19 protein-coding genes are annotated in these 15,903 nt (G+C 45.1%); all 19 read left to right on the forward strand.

What is annotated here, in order from left to right; translation table 11 throughout:
- Nucleotides 1–49 precede the first annotated feature (49 nt).
- Nucleotides 50–1,054: a competence type IV pilus ATPase ComGA gene (gene comGA, locus JFU01_RS00105; RefSeq protein WP_195855351.1), complete on the forward strand. Its 1,005-nt coding sequence runs from the start codon at nt 50–52 to the stop codon at nt 1,052–1,054.
- A complete protein-coding gene (comGB, locus tag JFU01_RS00110; protein ID WP_198434164.1) occupies nt 999–2,084 on the forward strand; it encodes a competence type IV pilus assembly protein ComGB in 1,086 nt (361 codons plus the stop codon). Before comGA ends, comGB begins: the two co-directional genes overlap by 56 nt.
- Nucleotides 2,081–2,404, forward strand: coding sequence for a competence type IV pilus major pilin ComGC (gene comGC, locus JFU01_RS00115; protein WP_230086911.1), 324 nt, complete (start codon nt 2,081–2,083; stop codon nt 2,402–2,404). Before comGB ends, comGC begins: the two co-directional genes overlap by 4 nt.
- Nucleotides 2,405–2,406: 2 nt before the next feature.
- Entirely contained in the window at nt 2,407–2,859 is a 453-nt protein-coding gene (locus JFU01_RS00120; protein WP_195855353.1) for a type II secretion system protein, read from the forward strand.
- A complete protein-coding gene (locus JFU01_RS00125) occupies nt 2,834–3,136 on the forward strand; it encodes a hypothetical protein (RefSeq protein ID WP_195855354.1) in 303 nt (100 codons plus the stop codon). Before JFU01_RS00120 ends, JFU01_RS00125 begins: the two co-directional genes overlap by 26 nt.
- Nucleotides 3,105–3,578, forward strand: coding sequence for a competence type IV pilus minor pilin ComGF (gene comGF, locus JFU01_RS00130; protein ID WP_195855355.1), 474 nt, complete (start codon nt 3,105–3,107; stop codon nt 3,576–3,578). Before JFU01_RS00125 ends, comGF begins: the two co-directional genes overlap by 32 nt.
- Complete coding sequence (locus JFU01_RS00135) at nt 3,571–4,527, forward strand: hypothetical protein (RefSeq protein WP_195855356.1); 957 nt, start codon at nt 3,571–3,573, stop codon at nt 4,525–4,527. The genes comGF and JFU01_RS00135 overlap by 8 nt, the downstream gene beginning before the upstream one ends.
- Nucleotides 4,528–4,824: 297 nt before the next feature.
- Complete coding sequence (locus JFU01_RS00140) at nt 4,825–5,904, forward strand: M24 family metallopeptidase (RefSeq protein ID WP_195855357.1); 1,080 nt, start codon at nt 4,825–4,827, stop codon at nt 5,902–5,904.
- A gap of 77 nt (nt 5,905–5,981) precedes the next feature.
- Nucleotides 5,982–6,539 (forward strand): elongation factor P, encoded by a 558-nt coding sequence (gene efp / locus JFU01_RS00145; RefSeq protein ID WP_013668769.1) that lies wholly within the window; start codon nt 5,982–5,984, stop codon nt 6,537–6,539.
- Between the two features lie 71 nt (nt 6,540–6,610).
- Nucleotides 6,611–6,982 carry an Asp23/Gls24 family envelope stress response protein gene (locus JFU01_RS00150; protein ID WP_195855358.1) on the forward strand — a complete coding sequence of 124 codons (372 nt, stop codon included), beginning with the start codon at nt 6,611–6,613 and terminating at the stop codon, nt 6,980–6,982.
- A 13-nt stretch (nt 6,983–6,995) separates the two neighbouring features.
- Entirely contained in the window at nt 6,996–7,580 is a 585-nt protein-coding gene (nusB, locus tag JFU01_RS00155) for a transcription antitermination factor NusB (protein ID WP_195855359.1), read from the forward strand.
- Nucleotides 7,581–7,805: 225 nt separating this feature from the next.
- A complete protein-coding gene (locus JFU01_RS00160; protein WP_195855360.1) occupies nt 7,806–8,657 on the forward strand; it encodes a bifunctional 5,10-methylenetetrahydrofolate dehydrogenase/5,10-methenyltetrahydrofolate cyclohydrolase in 852 nt (283 codons plus the stop codon).
- The gene (gene xseA / locus JFU01_RS00165; RefSeq protein WP_195855361.1) at nt 8,650–10,035 is read left to right on the forward strand and encodes an exodeoxyribonuclease VII large subunit; all 1,386 of its coding nucleotides are present in this window, start codon (nt 8,650–8,652) and stop codon (nt 10,033–10,035) included. Before JFU01_RS00160 ends, xseA begins: the two co-directional genes overlap by 8 nt.
- A complete protein-coding gene (locus tag JFU01_RS00170; RefSeq protein ID WP_013669827.1) occupies nt 10,028–10,273 on the forward strand; it encodes an exodeoxyribonuclease VII small subunit in 246 nt (81 codons plus the stop codon). Before xseA ends, JFU01_RS00170 begins: the two co-directional genes overlap by 8 nt.
- Entirely contained in the window at nt 10,273–11,172 is a 900-nt protein-coding gene (locus tag JFU01_RS00175; RefSeq protein ID WP_195855362.1) for a polyprenyl synthetase family protein, read from the forward strand. Before JFU01_RS00170 ends, JFU01_RS00175 begins: the two co-directional genes overlap by 1 nt.
- 2 nt (nt 11,173–11,174) lie before the next feature.
- A complete protein-coding gene (locus JFU01_RS00180) occupies nt 11,175–11,993 on the forward strand; it encodes a TlyA family RNA methyltransferase (protein WP_195855363.1) in 819 nt (272 codons plus the stop codon).
- 15 nt (nt 11,994–12,008) lie between these two features.
- Nucleotides 12,009–13,721, forward strand: a complete 1,713-nt coding sequence (gene recN, locus JFU01_RS00185; RefSeq protein ID WP_195855364.1) for a DNA repair protein RecN — start codon at nt 12,009–12,011, stop codon at nt 13,719–13,721.
- On the forward strand, nt 13,711–14,649 hold the full coding sequence (gene miaA, locus JFU01_RS00190) for a tRNA (adenosine(37)-N6)-dimethylallyltransferase MiaA (RefSeq protein ID WP_195855365.1): 939 nt from the start codon (nt 13,711–13,713) through the stop codon (nt 14,647–14,649). Before recN ends, miaA begins: the two co-directional genes overlap by 11 nt.
- A 19-nt stretch (nt 14,650–14,668) precedes the next feature.
- Complete coding sequence (gene hflX / locus JFU01_RS00195) at nt 14,669–15,901, forward strand: GTPase HflX (RefSeq protein ID WP_198434165.1); 1,233 nt, start codon at nt 14,669–14,671, stop codon at nt 15,899–15,901.
- The last annotated feature ends 2 nt before the right edge of the window (nt 15,902–15,903 follow it).

Below are 15,903 nucleotides of genomic sequence, written 5' to 3' on the forward strand. Positions count from 1 at the left end.
TAACGCCTAAGCCTTTCACTGTATTTAATGAAGGAAAAGGAGGGATAATTTGCAGGAAGTCACTCAAGAAATACTCAGGGAAGCTTACCAAGCTCGGGTGGATGATATCCATCTCTTGCCAGAAAAGGGTCTTTACCAAGTCTATTTCCGCCAAGAGGGAATTCTAAAGCCGGTGCGCCAGTTTGACTTAGACTTTGGTAGCCGCTGGATTCGCTATTTGAAGTATATTAGTCATTTAGATGTGGGCGAGCAACGTTTACCCCAAGAAGGGGCCTTGATCTATCAATTAGACCAGGGAGAAATTGAACTTAGGTTGTCTACCTTAGCCAACTACCTCATGCAGGAATCCTTGGTGATCCGTCTGCTCTATGACCAAAGTCAGTGGCAGTACAGTGAGCGAGAGGCTGAAGACTTAGAGGAGATGAAGAAATACCTTTATCGAAAAAGTGGACTCATGCTTTTCTCTGGCCCGGTGGCCTCGGGAAAGACTTCAACCATCTATCATCTCTTAAGAGAGGTCTACCAGGAACGCGCCTGCCAGGTGATCACCATGGAAGACCCGGTCGAAATTAAGGAAGCCAACTTTCTACAGATCTCAGTCAACCGCAAGGCAGGCTTGACCTATGAACGGCTGATCAAGGCCAGTCTCCGCCACCATCCCGATATTCTCTTGATCGGTGAAATCCGTGATGAAGAAACTGCTCAAATGGTGATGCGGGCAGCCCTAACCGGGCACTTGGTGATTGCCACTATCCATGCCAAGAACTGCATCGGGGTTATTGGCCGAATGAAAGAGTTGGGACTCAGCCAAGAACAATTACTGCAAACGCTCTTGTTTGTAGCCTCCCAGCGCCTTATTCCCGTCACAGGAGAAGCGGCCTCACGGCAACTCTTTTGTGAGTGGATGAATGCCCGCATGCTGGCCCACTACCTCACCAAGGGGAAAATAGCCAGTGACTTTAAGTCTTTAAATAGTAAATTGCAGGAGGCTTATACTCATGGAAAAATCCAAGCCGAACTTTTGGCGGCCTATCAATTGGAAGAAAATTGCTAATTACGAAATTACTTCCTCTTGGAATAAAACCCTCCAAGCTGAAGTGCTTGCCTATATCGCTGACATGTTAATGGAAGGTTTTCAAATGATTGATATCTTTTCCTTCTTAGCGGCTCTCTATCCTAAGCAAGCGGAGACTTTTCAGGCTATGGAAGCCTTATTAATTGAAGGACATTTCTTCTATGAAACCACCGCAGAGATGAAACTGGCAAAGGATATCCAATTCCAAATCCAAGTAGCTGAACGCTGGGGTGACTTTGCCCCAGGGCTAAAGACGATCAGTTCCTATCTTAAGGAGAGGGCCCAGCAGCAGGCCACTATCAGGCAAAGCTTGCGCTATCCGATCTTTCTAGTGGTCTTACTCTTAGCCATGCTTTTGGGAATGCGAGGTTTTGTCTTACCTCAATTTGACCGTCTACAAGCCAGCCCTGACTCTGGAGTCCTAGGTTTACTCTTTTGGTGCTTGGAAAACCTCCCCTTACTTTTAGGAATTTTTGTCATGGCGTTAGTGCTTTTCTATTTGCTTTTTCGACTTTGGAAGAAAAAGGTGGGTCCCTTAGTTCAAGCCCAGACCTTGGTCAAAATTCCAATTTTAGGGAGACTCTTGCGGCTTTATTACACCTATTACTTCGCCTATGAATTCAGCCAACTCTTCCAGGTGGGCTATTCCATTAAGCAGATTATTGACACTTTTGGCCAGCAAGAAGAGGTCCCATTTCTCTATGACTTTGGTCATTATCTGGCCCATTCTTATGAAGAAGGCCAGGCTATTGTCGGTCAGTTAAGGACCGTTAATATCTTTACCCGTGAATTCCCCGCCATTGTCCACCAAGGGGAGCTACTGAGTCAATTGGCGCTCAAGATGCGTCTTTACAGCCAGCGCTGTTTGAAGAATTACCAAGACCAGGTCAAGCTCCTCATGCGTTGGGTTCAGAATGGCTTATTTATCGTGATTGCACTATTTATCGTAACCATTTATCTGATGTTGATGCTACCCATGTTTAATATGATAGGAGAGATACCAGGATGATGAATGTCTTAAACCATAAAGCGAATCGAATGATGAAGAAATTAGGTGTCCATAAGCAAGAAGGCTTCACTCTTTTAGAAATGATCGTTGTTCTCTTTATTTTAGGCTTACTGATCTTACTCTTTTTACCTAATATCATGAATCAGCGCGACAGTGCCCAGAAAACCGGGGACGAAGCCCTCATACAAACCGTTGAAACCCAGAAGATCCTCTACAAAAATGACCATGATGGCCAAGAGGGGACGATTGACCAATTGGTGGCAGAAGAATACTTAAGCCAAGAGCAGGCAGACCGCTTCAATGCCATATCCACTGAATAAGAATGAAGCTTAAGCAAGTACGGACTAAGGCAGGGATGACTCTCCTGTCCATGGTCTTAACCTTATTTATTGTGGGGGTGATCTTTACGGTGACCATGATTCAAAGTCAAAAAGCCAGTCAAAATTTAGCTATTGAAACTTGCCTCCAGGAAATACTGCAGAGTTACGAAGCCTGTCAAAAGGAGGCCATTATCAAGGGCGAATACTACTATCTTTATTTTCTCTCTTACCAGGTGCGGATTATGCAGGCTAAGGAAGGGCAGGATCCTTATATCAAAGATATTATTCTCTTGCCTAAGAATACCCGAATTCAGTCCTACCAAAAGGTCAGCATCCAACCAGGGACCGGCTATATCCAGCCGCGAACGGTTACCCTACGCTACCCTCAGGGGCGTTACATGGTGAAATTTCAGTTAGGAGTGGGCAAGTATGTGGTGGAAAAACGTAAGGAATAAGACGGGTTTTATGCTAGTCGAAGCCCTGGTTTCTTTATTTTTGATTGCCTCCTTTGTGTCATTATTTGTCACTATGATTCCCTTACAGCTAAGGCACTTCAAGCGCCAGCAAGCTGCTCTAGACCAGCAGGAAGCATTGTATAGTGAGATATTAGCCGGTGTGGGCCAAGAAAAAACCAGCCAAGTAGACTTTATCCAGGGGACCGCCTATGTTCCCGGTCGAGAAGAAGTGGAGGCAGTCAGCATTGAATTGGAAAGTGTGGAAGACTTGGAATAAGTCGGCCTTTACCTTAATTGAAGCAGTCCTGGCCCTAGCCCTATTCTTTATGATCCAATCCCTCTTTGTCCTGGTGGTCGAGGTGGAGATTAACCACTACCAAGCCGTCAAGGATATCCAACAAGATGATTGGGGCGTTTTTTTGATGCAGCTGCAAAGAGAAGCCCGTCATAGTCGGCTCAACTGGGCGACCGGCACTCGCTTGAACTACCAACTGGCTAGTGGCCAACGGATTCAGATGGAGTATTACAGTAACCAGGAGTCTTCAATGATCCGCCGTCTGGTCTCTGGTCGTGGCCACCAACCTTACCTGATGGGGGTGGAATGGGTAAATTTCACCATGGTCAATTCTTACCAAGTGAGGGTAAATTGCCGCTTGGCCGATCAAAAAGAATACCAGGCACTGATTTCCTTTAGAGAGGAGGCTAGGGAAAGTGATTAAGGATAAGTCTGGCTCCATCCTCTTTTACTCCCTCTCCTTGCTCTTTATCCTGAGCTTGTTGTCGCTAGCTAGCCTCAAGCTCTACCAAGTCAATATCACCAATATGCGGACAGTAGCGGAAGGTTACCTGGCCCATAGCCTGGCAGAAATGGCCTACCAGCACGAATACTTGAAAATTGAGGACCAGGTAGAAAGTGAAATGTCAGCCAAGTATGAAGACCGCCTCGCTAAAGAAGAGAAAAGGATCGAAAAAGCGATCCAAGATAAGGAGAAAGAGGCCCAGCAAAAAGAGCGCGAAGAACAAGAAGCAAGTCTAAAGCGAGATAAAGAAAAACAGAATCAAGACCAAGACGCTTATAAACGAATTTCTTCATTAAATAGGGAGTATTTTGCGGGCATAATCGATCAAGGGGAAGTGGATATATCTAATCCCGACCAGGTTTATCTTATCCAAGTCAATACAGATTCAGACTCAGAAGAGGTCCTAGTTAATGGACCTGGTTTAGAGGAGATGCTGGAGAATGAGGATGAGGAGACAGAAATCTTACTGGTTAATGTCTATCCAAATTACGACCAAGCCCAAGAAGACCTGGACGCCAGAAGAGCAGAAGAAGAGGCTAATAAGGAGCAAGCGGCATTAGAGGAGGAAGATTTAGCTGAAGAAAAGGCTGAGGAGCTTTCTCCTGAAGAGGAAAAGGCCCAGGAAGAAGCTAAGAAGAAAAGAATGGTTGAGGCTAAAGAAAAAGAGCTCAGGCAAGTCAAAGCCAAACTCAAAGACCAGCAAGATAAGGAAATCAGTCAACAGATTAAAGATCAACGAGCAAATCTAAAGCTCAACAAACGTTTTTACTTTAACCTCGGCCAAGTTGACTATTACACTCAAAATGACCAGCAACTATGTCGAGTAACCATCTATGCTAGTGACAAGGTCTATGATCTAAGTTATTAGAAGAAGGATGTGTGGAAGCCGTCAGAGACTTGAATCGCTACGCATATTATATCTGTAACTCGCTGATGCTTGGAACAGCTATAGCAAATGAAAGAAATTTCGTCTTTAAAGAAGGTTGTGGTTCAAGCCACAGCCTTTTTATCTTTGACTCTATAAAATTTGACCGACTTTGTGTAAAAACTACATGTCACCTAAGAAAGAGGCATCAAATAAAGTTTATAAAATATTTTTCTCAACTTGTGGTAGAATGGAGTGTACGATTTACATTACTTACTCAGTAAATAAGGAGGAACTATTGTGAAAGAACGTATCAAAAAGCTCCAAGCGAGTTTGCAAGAAGAAAGTTTGGGCGCTTATTTAGTGACCAATTCCTATAATTTGCGCTACATGACTGGCTTTACTGGGACAAGTGGACTAGCCTTAGTAACAACCAAGAACGCTTACTTTATTACCGATTTTCGTTACACCGAGCAAGCGAAACTCCAGTGCCAAGGTTATGAGGTCATTGAAGCAGGTGGTTCTGCCTCACATTCTTCCCCCTTGCGTCTGATCCAAGAATTACTCCAAGAAAACGGGGTTAGCCAACTCGGTTATGAAGAACAACATGTGACAGTCGCGCAATTTGACGACTTTGAAAATGTTTTAGAAGTCCAATTGGTGCCAGCTTCCGGAATGATTGAAGTTCTCCGTCAAGTGAAAGATGCTGATGAAATTGATAAGATCAAAAAGGCCTGTGAAATTACCGATAAGGCTTTTGAATATATTCTGGGTTATATTAAACCGGGAATCAGTGAAATTGATATTGCCAATACTCTGGACTTTAAGATGCGCGAATTCGGTGCTAGTGGAATTTCCTTTGACACCATCGTGGCTTCCGGTAAACGCTCAGCCATGCCTCATGGGGTCGCTACGGATAAATTAATTGCCAACCATGAGTTAATTACCATTGACTTTGGTTGCTACTACCAAGGTTATTGTTCCGACATGACTCGGACCGTGGCTGTGGGACAAGTGGATTCCACTTTAGAGAAGATCTACCAAATTGTCTTTGATGCTAATCGCATGGTCCAAGAAGCCCTCAAACCTGGTATGACCGGCCAAGAATTGGATGCCATTGCTAGAGACTATATCGAAGGCCAAGGCTATGGAAAGAACTTTGGCCACTCTCTTGGTCACAGTATCGGTCTGGAAGTCCACGAAGCCCCAATGGCTGGTCCCAACAGTAAAAACGTCCTAAAAGCAGACCAATTTATTACCGATGAACCAGGAATCTACTTGGAAAACCTAGGTGGTGTCCGGATTGAAGATGACTTACTCATCCATGAAGACGGTAACGAATACATCACTAAATCCCCACGTGAATTGATTGTTTTGTAAAATATCAAGCTAGTTAGGGAAAATTTAGCGCGTCTATGCTAAAATAGAAATGATTTCAAGAAAAAAGGAGATAAAGAATGATAACAACAAATGACTTTAAAAATGGCTTAACCATCCAAGACGGCGGCAACTTATATCGGATTATTGAATTCCAACATGTTAAACCAGGTAAGGGCAGTGCCTTTGTTCGGTCTAAATTAAGAAACCTACGTTCAGGCGCCGTAACCGACAAGACCTGGCGTGCAGGGGAAAAGGTGGAAACTGCCCATATTGATTCCCAAGAAATGCAATACCTCTATGCAGCTGGGGACTCCCATGTCTTCATGGATACCACTACCTTCGAACAAATCGAAATCCCAACTGAAAAAATTGAAAACGAATTAAAATATTTATTAGAAAATATGATCGTTTCTGTGGTTTCATTTGAAGGGGAAGTCATTGGTCTAGAAGTTCCTAACACCGTAGAACTCGAAGTTGCTGAAACTGAACCATCGATCAAAGGAAACACCGCATCAGGTGGCAGCAAACCCGCTACTATGGAAACCGGCCTAGTCGTTAACGTGCCATTCTTTGTTAACAAGGGTGATAAATTAGTCATCAACACCAATGACGGCGAATACATTTCCCGGGCTTAGTTTTCACATAGCAAAGTAAAAATTCTTTTGTCTATCTCATAAAGAATGATGTCATGAAGAGAGGCGATAATATGACAACATCAACAGCAAACGATGTCCTTTCCCATGAAGTGGATGCTAAGGGAAGTATCAATATAGCCCCAGAAGTGATTGAAACCATAGCCCGCATTGCTTGTGAGCATATCGAAGGCGCGCTACCGATCAATGAATACCAAGGCTCATTTCAAGCCTTCTTTTCAAAAGCTAACAGTGTCAGACTCTATAATGATGAGTCCGGCCAAGTGGTGGTTGAAATGGCAGTCGTCAGTGAATATGGCCGCGACATCCCTAAAACCATGCTGGCTTTACAAAAACATGTCAAAGAAACGATCTATGAAATGACAGATATTCTGGTAGACCGGGTCAATGTTGTGGTTTGCGATCTCGCCATTTGGGAACAATAGTTAGGTGGCAATAATGAATTTAGGATTATCACAAATACGTGAACTAGCGGTACTCACCCTCTATCAAGAGGCCATGGTACCAGAAAGCACGAAGGAAGAGAGCTTTGCTTACTTATTAGCCAATCTTGACGATTTGGAAGATCAATTGAGCTATGAAGAAATTGATGAAGAGCAATTGGACCAATTGAAGAGTCAAGGTTTACCCTTGGAGAAGAGCCAAGGGCAAATGAAGAGCAACAAGCGCTTCAAGCAAACGACTGTCTCAGAAGATGAGGAGCTCAGCTTGCCGTCGTATTACCAAGAACTTTTAGACGGGATTGCTGCCCATCAAGAAAGTATTGACCAAGCCATTGAAGACCACATCCAAGGGAAGTGGTCGCTTAACCGCTTGGAGGCGATGAACCTGGCTATTTTAAGAGTAGGTGCCTATGAGATTCTTTATGGGGACCATGACCGGGTTCCGGGAGTGGTTGCGGTCGATGAAGCTATCCACTTAGCCCGTCGCTATTCCGATGAAGCTTCCCGGCGCTTTATCAATGGCGTTCTTTCTAGTATCTTAGAAACAGCCGAAGACAAGCAGTCAGATGAAGACCTCTAATTAGGGAAACAGACGCTTTTAAGATACTTCCTTTTAAATAACCATGTGCTTTAATAGTCAGCCCTGACCACCACTGGGTGAACCATAGCAGGTAGTTGTAACTACTGGACTGGGTTTCTCCTAGTGGTTCAGGGCTTTTTTGACCTGTTTTCCTGACTTTTGTTTTAGGGAAAATTCTTATATACTTAGTGGTAAGAGAATTTGTAAAGTGAATGGAGCGATAACATGCAAGCATTGCAAGCGAAGACGATTACAGAGCCCCTGAAGGCCGACTTGAGCCAGCGGGTGGCTGCCTTAAAAGACCAGGGCATTCAGCCACGGATGGTAACCTTTCTAGTGGAGAGTGATGATGCCAGTGCTGCCTATGCTAAAGTCAAAGGCCGTCTAGCAGAAAAATTAGGGGTAATCTATGATTTTATCTCCCTAAAAGAATCCACTTCTACTGGGGAACTAGTCCAAGCCATTAAAGAAAAAAATGCGGATCCTAATATTCACGGAGTTATGGTGGAAATGCCCCTGCCCAAGCATATCGATGAACAAGCAGTGATTGAAGCCATCGCCCCAGAAAAAGACTTGGATGGGCTCCATCCCCTCAACCTGGGCTATTTATTAAAAGGGACTCCTAAAATGATTCCAAATACTGCGCTTTCTGCTTTGCGTTTAATCGAAGCTTCTGGAATTGAAATTGCGGGTAAGCAAGCCGTGGTTATCGGCCGGAGTAATATTGTTGGTAAGCCCTTATCGCAATTACTCCTCTCTCGTCACGCTACCGTTACCGTTTGCCACTCCCACACCAAAGATTTAACAGCCATTAGTCAAGCAGCCGATATCCTCTGTGTGGCGATCGGTAAGCCTCACTTTATCCAAGCCGATATGGTAAAGGAGGGCGCAGTAGTCATTGACATTGGAACTAATTATGATGAAAAGGGGAAAGTCAGCGGGGACGTTGATTTTGAAGCCTTGGAAAGTAAGCAAGGTTTCTTGACCCCAGTTCCAGGAGGAGTTGGCCCCTTAACCACAACCCTAATCTTTGACCAGTTAATCCGCGCCATAGAAACGAGGGTTATTAATGAATGATGCCCAAGACCAGTATCTCTCGGTCTCGCAATTAACCAAATACATTAAGGCTAAGTTTGACCGCGACCCCTACATGCAAACTGTCCATTTGGTAGGTGAAGTCTCAGGCTTTCGTAACCGGGGAAAGAATAAGCACCAATATTTTGGGCTCAAGGATGATGACGCTTATATTTCAGCTATCATCTTTCGGGGGACTTTCTCCAAACTCAATTTCGACCTAGAAGATGGTATGAAGGTCCAAGTCATCGGCCGACTGAGTCTCTATGAAAAGACGGGCCGCTATTCCATCATTATTGACCATATCCAGCCGGATGGGATCGGTCAATTCTATGTCCGCTTCGAACAATTGAAGCAGAAACTAGGCGAAGAAGGGCTCTTTACTTTTGAAGCCAAGCCCATCCCTAAGTATCCCAAGCGGATTGCGGTCGTGACCTCACCATCGGGGGCAGTTATTCGGGATATTATTACCACTGCTAGACGTCGTTATCCCATTGTCCAGATTGTCCTTTATCCGACTGTGGTCCAAGGTCAACAAGCCGCTAAGAGTATTGTTAAGAACCTGCAAAGAGCTGACCAGAGTGGCGATTACGATACCATTATTATTGGCCGGGGTGGGGGTTCTATTGAAGACTTGTGGTGCTTTAATGAAGAAGAAGTGGTTCGGGCCATTGCGGCCTGTCAGACCCCAGTCATTTCTTCCATTGGCCACGAAACCGATACCACCTTGTCGGACTATGTCAGTGACCAGCGGGCGGCCACCCCAACAGCGGCGGCTGAACTGGCTACTCCGGTCCTCAATGACCTGGTCTTTACCATTAACGACTACAAGCAGCGCCTGATTCAAATCCAACTCAACCGCTTGAACTACTTCAAACATCGCTTAGAGCAGGTCAAGTCATCCTATCTCTTCAAACAACCGGAGAAAATGTATGACGGTTATCGGCTTAAGTTGGCCGACTTAGATAACCGTTTGAATGACTTGGTGTCTAACAAGCTTTACCAAGAGGAACGACGGCTGAGACAGGTCCAATCGGAATTACAAGGCTTGAGCCCTAAGCTCTTAGTCTTAGAAAACAAGCACAAGTTAGCTAGCCTAGGTGAGTCATTACGCCAAGTTCAAGGCCAACTCTTGGAACGTAAGCAATACCAATTACAGCAAGTTGCTGGTAAGTTAGACCTCTTGTCCCCCCTCAAGCGTTTATCGGGTGGCTATGTCTACTTAAGTAAAAACCAAGTACCGGTGGAATCGGTCGACCAAGTCGCTATTGGCGATAATGTCCACATCAGACTAGCTGATGGTTACTTAAACAGCCAGGTTATCGGATCTAAGAAGGAAGCCCTGCAGCCATTACAGAATAAGGAGAATGATGATGAATAGTAAGATTGAGGAACTCAGCTTTGAAGAAGCCCTAAAGGAATTAGAAGGCATTGTCGCCCAATTACAAAACGGTGACATCCCTCTGAAAGAATCCATGGATGCCTTCCAAAGGGGGGTCAAGCTCTCTAATTACTGTAGCCAAAGCTTAGAAAAAGCCGAAAAAACCATGGCTAAACTTATGAACGACCAGGATGAATTGGAAGAATTTGAAGTTGCCAAGGGAAATGAGGACCAATAATGGATTTGAAGAGCTTCCGCCAAAGCATTGACAGCGAATTAGAGGCGGCATTAATCGACCACTTAGGCCAGGATAGCCAGGACAGTCTGCTAACCTCCATGCGCTATTCCTTAGAAAATGGGGGCAAACGCCTCCGTCCAAGCCTCTTGTTAGCCACCCTAGCGAGTTTTGGCTATGATTATCACTTAGGCCTGGCACCAGCCTGTGCGCTGGAATATATCCATACCTATTCCTTGATTCATGACGATTTACCGGCCATGGATAATGATGACTACCGTCGCGGCCAACTTACCAACCATAAAAAGTTTGACGAAGCCACGGCTATCTTAGCAGGAGATGCCTTACTGACCCTAGCCTTTGAAGTCTTAAGCCAAGGGCAAGCAGACATTGATCCTAAGCTCAGCTTGCAACTCGTCCAACTCTTAGCCCAAGCGGCGGGTAAGTCGGGCATGGTAGACGGCCAGATTATGGATATGGCCAGTGAAGAAAAGCAGTTAAAAATCGAAGAACTCAAAAATTTACATGCTAAGAAGACTGGAGCCCTGATATACTTTGCCATCATGGCTCCTGCCTTAATCATGGACCTTAGTCAAGCAGCCCAAGAATCCTTAGCCACTTACGCTAGACACTTTGGCATCGCCTATCAAATTCAAAATGACCTCCAGGAAGTCATGTGGACCGATGAAGAGCGTGGCAAGAAGTCACATGGGGACCAAGAAAGTGATAAGAATACTTATCCTAGTCTTTTAGGTAAGGATGGAGCTTTAAAAGCCTTAGCTAGTGAACGGCAAGCCTGTCATGCGGCCCTTGATGACTTAAGTAAACAGTCAGAGGATTTTGATCCGCAATTATTAAGAGATTTTCTCAGTTACCTCAGCATGGATTATGGAAAGGGATAGCCATGACAAAAGAACGTGCAGATATTATGGTGGTCCGCCAAGCCCTAGCCGATACCAGGGAAAAGGCTAAGCGTTTAATTATGGCGGGTAAGATCTATAATGAAAAACAAGAACGGATTGACAAGCCAGGGGAAAAAATCCCAGTGGAGTCCGTCTTAGAAAGAAAAGGCCATGAAATTCCCTATGTGTCCCGGGGTGGCTTTAAATTAGAGAAGGCCATCAAAGAATTTGACTTAGATTTTTCCGGCTTAAATGTTTTAGATATCGGTTCATCTACCGGAGGTTTTACCGATGTGGCCTTACAAAACGGAGCGGTACACTCCTATGCCTTGGATGTGGGGACCAACCAACTGGATTGGAAGATCCGTAATGATGACCGGGTGACCGTGATGGAGCAGACCAATTTCCGTTACAGTCAACCGGAAGACTTTACTGAAGGCGTGCCAGATATTGCCGTGATTGATGTTTCCTTCATCTCCTTAAAACTCATCCTGCCGCCTCTTAAGGCCATCCTTAAAGACCAAGGTAAGGTAGTGGCTTTGATTAAACCTCAATTTGAAGCGGGCAAGGATAAGGTAGGGAAGAAAGGCTTAGTCCGGGATGGCAAAATCCATGAGGAAGTCATTGAAATGATCTTCCAAGCCGGGACTGAAATGGGCTACGATATCTTAGACCTGACCTATTCCCCAATTACTGGCGGAACTGGAAATATCGAATTTCTAACCCTGCTCCAAAACCACCAAGAAGACCATCAGGGCGAAATTGCCGCCCATGTCAATAGTCAGGAAGTCGTCCAAGCCGCCCACCAACAATTTCACTAGAAAGGAAAAAGGGTCATGTTACAAAATATCGTCATTGAAAATTTTGCCATTATCGACCAAGTGACCATTGACTTTGATGAAGGCATGACGGTCCTCACTGGGGAAACGGGGGCAGGAAAGTCCATTATTATCGATGCCCTGGGCCTCTTAGCCGGGGGTCGGGGTTCAGTCGACTTTATCCGCTATGGAACCAAGGCTTTAAAATTACGGGGGATTTTTTACTTACCCGATTTTTCTCAAGCCGGGCGGGACTTTCTCAAGGACCAAGAAATTCCCTTTGAGGATGATCAATTACTAATTACCCGGACCTTAGACCAAAAGGGGCGTAATACCATCAAGGTGAATGGCGTACCCTTAACGGTTTCTCTGCTCAAGGAATTGGGCGATTATTTACTGGAAATCCATGGGCAAAATGAACACCAAAGCTTACTTGACCCTAAAAACCACCTGGACCTCTTAGACCAATATGCCGGCAAGCGGATTGCCCAAGAGAAGGAAGCCTACGAAAAAGACTATCAAAATTACCGTCAGGCTAAAAAAGCTATCAAAGACTTTGCCTTAAATGAGCAAGAAGTGGCCCAACGTCTCGATTTATTGAAGTTTCAACTTAATGAAATTGAACTGGCCCAATTGGTTGAAGGCGAGGACGAAGAATTAACTGAAGAACGGCAAAAACTGCAAAGCTATCAAAATATTGTGGCTTCCCTAGGCCAGGCGCTAAATGCTTTATCAGAAGGGGAAGGCAATGCGGTGGACTTACTGAGTGAAGCCAGCCAAGCCCTAGGGCAAATTGAAGACTTGGATAGTGATTATAAGGCTTATTATGAACAAGCTCAATCCGCATATTACAGTGTTCAGGAACTCGCTTACAGTATTCGCGATAACCTGGACTCCTTATCCTACGACCCCAGACGCTTAGACCAAATTGAAGAGCGGCTAGCCACGATAGACCAACTGAAACACAAGTATGGAAAAAGTATTGCTGATATTCTAGACTATTACCAAGAAGCTCAAAAGGACTACCAAGACTTACAAGACCGGGAAAACCATCAAGAAGAATTGGAAGCTGACTTTAAGCAGGCCAAACAAGCCATTGCCAAGTCTGCCAAGGCACTCCATCAAAAACGCCTGTCTGTGGCAGAAGAATTGGAAGCAGCTATCGAGGCTCAATTAGAAGATCTCTATATGAAAAATACCCGCTTTGCGGTTGACTTTAAACAAAGAAAGAGCTTTGCTGCTTCTGGAGCGGATGAAGTGACCTTCTATATTCAAACCAACCCCGGCGAACCCCTACGCCCGCTACATAAAATTGCCAGTGGTGGGGAACTTTCGCGGATTATCTTAGCTATTAAGGCCATTTTACAGGCTAGTCGACCGACATCGACTGTGGTCTTTGACGAAGTCGATACTGGAGTGAGTGGCCGGGTAGCTCAAGCCATTGCCAACAAGATGTTTGAGATTGCCTTGTCGGCCCAAGTCCTCTGTATTTCCCACCTGCCCCAAGTGGCTGCTATGGCTGACCAACAATTGCATATCGCTAAAGTCAGTGATGAAGACCAGACCCAAACCCAAGTTAGCCGCTTGAATGAAGAGGAACGGATTGGTGAGATTGGCCACATGACTACCGGTGAAGTTATGACTGAAGCCAGTCGCCGGGCTGCCCAAGACCAGTTGAAACAGGCTCAAGACTATCGTCAACAAAGAAGGCAAGATATTCATGAAGACTAAGCTCATTTGTATTGGTGGACCTACCGCTGTAGGTAAAACCGCCCTAAGTATTGAACTGGCTAAGCACTTCCAGGGGCAGGTCATTAATGGCGATGCTATGCAAGTTTACCAAGGCTTAGATATCGGTACCGCTAAGGCCACTTTAGATGAAAGACAGGGGATTCCCCATCATTTACTGGATATCCGATCAGTTGACCAGCCTTATACGGTGGCTGATTTTAAGCGGGATGCTGAATCGGCAGTTCAAGCAATCGAAGCTGATCAAGACTTGCCCATTTTAGTCGGGGGAACAGGACTCTACCTGGAGTCTTTTCTCTTCGACCTCTCTTTAGGAGGACAGGTTGAACCCCGACCAGATTATAGACAGGAAATGGAAGATTTTGCATCCAGTCACGGTAACCAAGCCCTCCATCAAAAGTTAGTCGAATTAGATCCCCAAGCTGCGGAAAAGATCCATCCCAATAATGTTAAAAGGGTGATCCGGGCCTTAGAGGTAGGAACTTTTTCTGATCAGCTCTTCTCCCAAGCCAAGGAAACCCATGACGACCACCACAGCCCCTATGACTATTACTTCATTGGCCTCCACTGTGACCGCCAGCGTTTGTATGAGCGGATTAACCACAGGGTGGACTTGATGGTAGACCAGGGTTTACTCAAAGAAGCCCAGTGGCTCTTAGACCAGGACCTAGACCCTAAAAGTCAAAGCCTGCAATCCATCGGTTACAAAGAAGTCTTTCCCTATTTAAGGGGCGAAGAGGACTTAGAAACTAGTCTCAACTTGCTAAAACGAAATTCGAGACGCTATGCCAAACGGCAGTTGACCTGGCTAAAGAACCGGATGGACCAGGTTCACTGGTATAATTTAGTCGAAAAAGAGGATAGCTTAGCTACTGTGATTAGTGATGTGGCAGCTTTCCTAGAAGAATAGAGAGTGAAAGGAGGTTTCTATGCCAGAAAATGTATTAATAATCGGCTTACAACTCCCACAAACCACTGACTTAGGTTTCACCATGCAAATGGATGAATTAGCAGCCTTAGTAGAAACTGCGGGTGGCCAAGTGGTCAGCCGGCAAAGTCAGAAGCGTGACCAAGAAGATGCCCGTTACCTGATTGGGAGCGGCAAGGTTAGAGAAATTCATGACCTAAGTCAGGAGCTAGACATTGACTTGGTGATTTTCTATCAACAATTGTCGCCTTCACAAAACCGCAATTTGCAAGAGGCTATTGACTGTCCCGTCATTGACCGGGTCCAATTAATCTTAGACATTTTTGCCAGCCGGGCAACGTCTAAAGAAGGGAAGTTGCAGGTGGCCTTGGCCCAAAATGAATACCTCTTACCCCGATTAGCAGGGATGGGGACAGTTTTATCCCGACTCGGTGGGGGAATTGGTACCCGGGGCCCAGGGGAGACCAAGTTAGAGCAAGACCGCCGAGTTCTCCGTAATGAAATTCAAAAAATCCGCCATGAGTTAAAAGAAGTGGAAAAGCAAAGAGAATTAACCCGGGAACGTCGGCAGAAGTCAGGCCTATTTAAAATCGGCCTCTTAGGCTATACTAATGCTGGAAAATCGACCTTGATTAATGCCTTAACTGATGCCCAAACCTACCAGGCTGACCAACTTTTTGCTACCCTAACGCCTTTAACACGAAAATTTAGTCTGCCCAACCATTTTGAAATTACCCTGACAGATACGGTTGGTTTTATCCAAGATCTGCCACCGATGATTATCGATGCCTTCCATTCAACTTTGGAAGAGAGTCGCAATGTGGACTTATTGATGATCGTGGTGGATGCCTCTTCGGCTTTTGCCTTAGAACAGGAAGCTGTGGTTAACCAATTACTGGAAGACTTGGATATGCAAGACCTACCCAAGCTCTATATCTATAATAAGCGTGACCAAGTGGAGTCAGACCAAGAGGTTCTCACACCTTCTAGTCCCCATATTCTGATGTCGGCCCAAGATAGCCAGGATATTGAAGCCTTGCGTCAGGCAATTATTGACCAGGTTAAGGATATCTATCAACCCTTTGCGGTCCAAGTCGCTCCAGAAGCGGCTAATGAGTGGCTGGGTTGGCAAAATCGTTTCTATATTGAGAAATTTGAATTTGATAAGGACAGCGAATCCTATCAAATTATGGGCTATAAGCCTGACTACCTTCCGCTTCCTAAAACTGAATAAAA

It is taken from the genome of Aerococcus sp. Group 2 (genome assembly GCF_905125285.1).
Classification (GTDB): domain Bacteria; phylum Bacillota; class Bacilli; order Lactobacillales; family Aerococcaceae; genus Aerococcus; species Aerococcus urinae_E.

Bases quoted from the DNA above. Each gene is read 5' to 3' on its own strand.
- comGB (WP_198434164.1), top strand. From the start codon at position 999: ATGGAAAAATCCAAGCCGAACTTTTGGCGGCCTATCAATTGGAAGAAA.
- comGC (WP_230086911.1), top strand. From the start codon at position 2,081: ATGATGAATGTCTTAAACCATAAAGCGAATCGAATGATGAAGAAATTA.
- JFU01_RS00120 (WP_195855353.1), top strand. From the start codon at position 2,407: ATGAAGCTTAAGCAAGTACGGACTAAGGCAGGGATGACTCTCCTGTCC.
- JFU01_RS00125 (WP_195855354.1), top strand. From the start codon at position 2,834: ATGTGGTGGAAAAACGTAAGGAATAAGACGGGTTTTATGCTAGTCGAA.
- efp (WP_013668769.1), top strand. From the start codon at position 5,982: ATGATAACAACAAATGACTTTAAAAATGGCTTAACCATCCAAGACGGC.
- JFU01_RS00150 (WP_195855358.1), top strand. From the start codon at position 6,611: ATGACAACATCAACAGCAAACGATGTCCTTTCCCATGAAGTGGATGCT.
- nusB (WP_195855359.1), top strand. From the start codon at position 6,996: ATGAATTTAGGATTATCACAAATACGTGAACTAGCGGTACTCACCCTC.
- JFU01_RS00160 (WP_195855360.1), top strand. From the start codon at position 7,806: ATGCAAGCATTGCAAGCGAAGACGATTACAGAGCCCCTGAAGGCCGAC.
- xseA (WP_195855361.1), top strand. From the start codon at position 8,650: ATGAATGATGCCCAAGACCAGTATCTCTCGGTCTCGCAATTAACCAAA.
- JFU01_RS00170 (WP_013669827.1), top strand. From the start codon at position 10,028: ATGAATAGTAAGATTGAGGAACTCAGCTTTGAAGAAGCCCTAAAGGAA.
- JFU01_RS00175 (WP_195855362.1), top strand. From the start codon at position 10,273: ATGGATTTGAAGAGCTTCCGCCAAAGCATTGACAGCGAATTAGAGGCG.
- JFU01_RS00180 (WP_195855363.1), top strand. From the start codon at position 11,175: ATGACAAAAGAACGTGCAGATATTATGGTGGTCCGCCAAGCCCTAGCC.
- recN (WP_195855364.1), top strand. From the start codon at position 12,009: ATGTTACAAAATATCGTCATTGAAAATTTTGCCATTATCGACCAAGTG.
- miaA (WP_195855365.1), top strand. From the start codon at position 13,711: ATGAAGACTAAGCTCATTTGTATTGGTGGACCTACCGCTGTAGGTAAA.
- hflX (WP_198434165.1), top strand. From the start codon at position 14,669: ATGCCAGAAAATGTATTAATAATCGGCTTACAACTCCCACAAACCACT.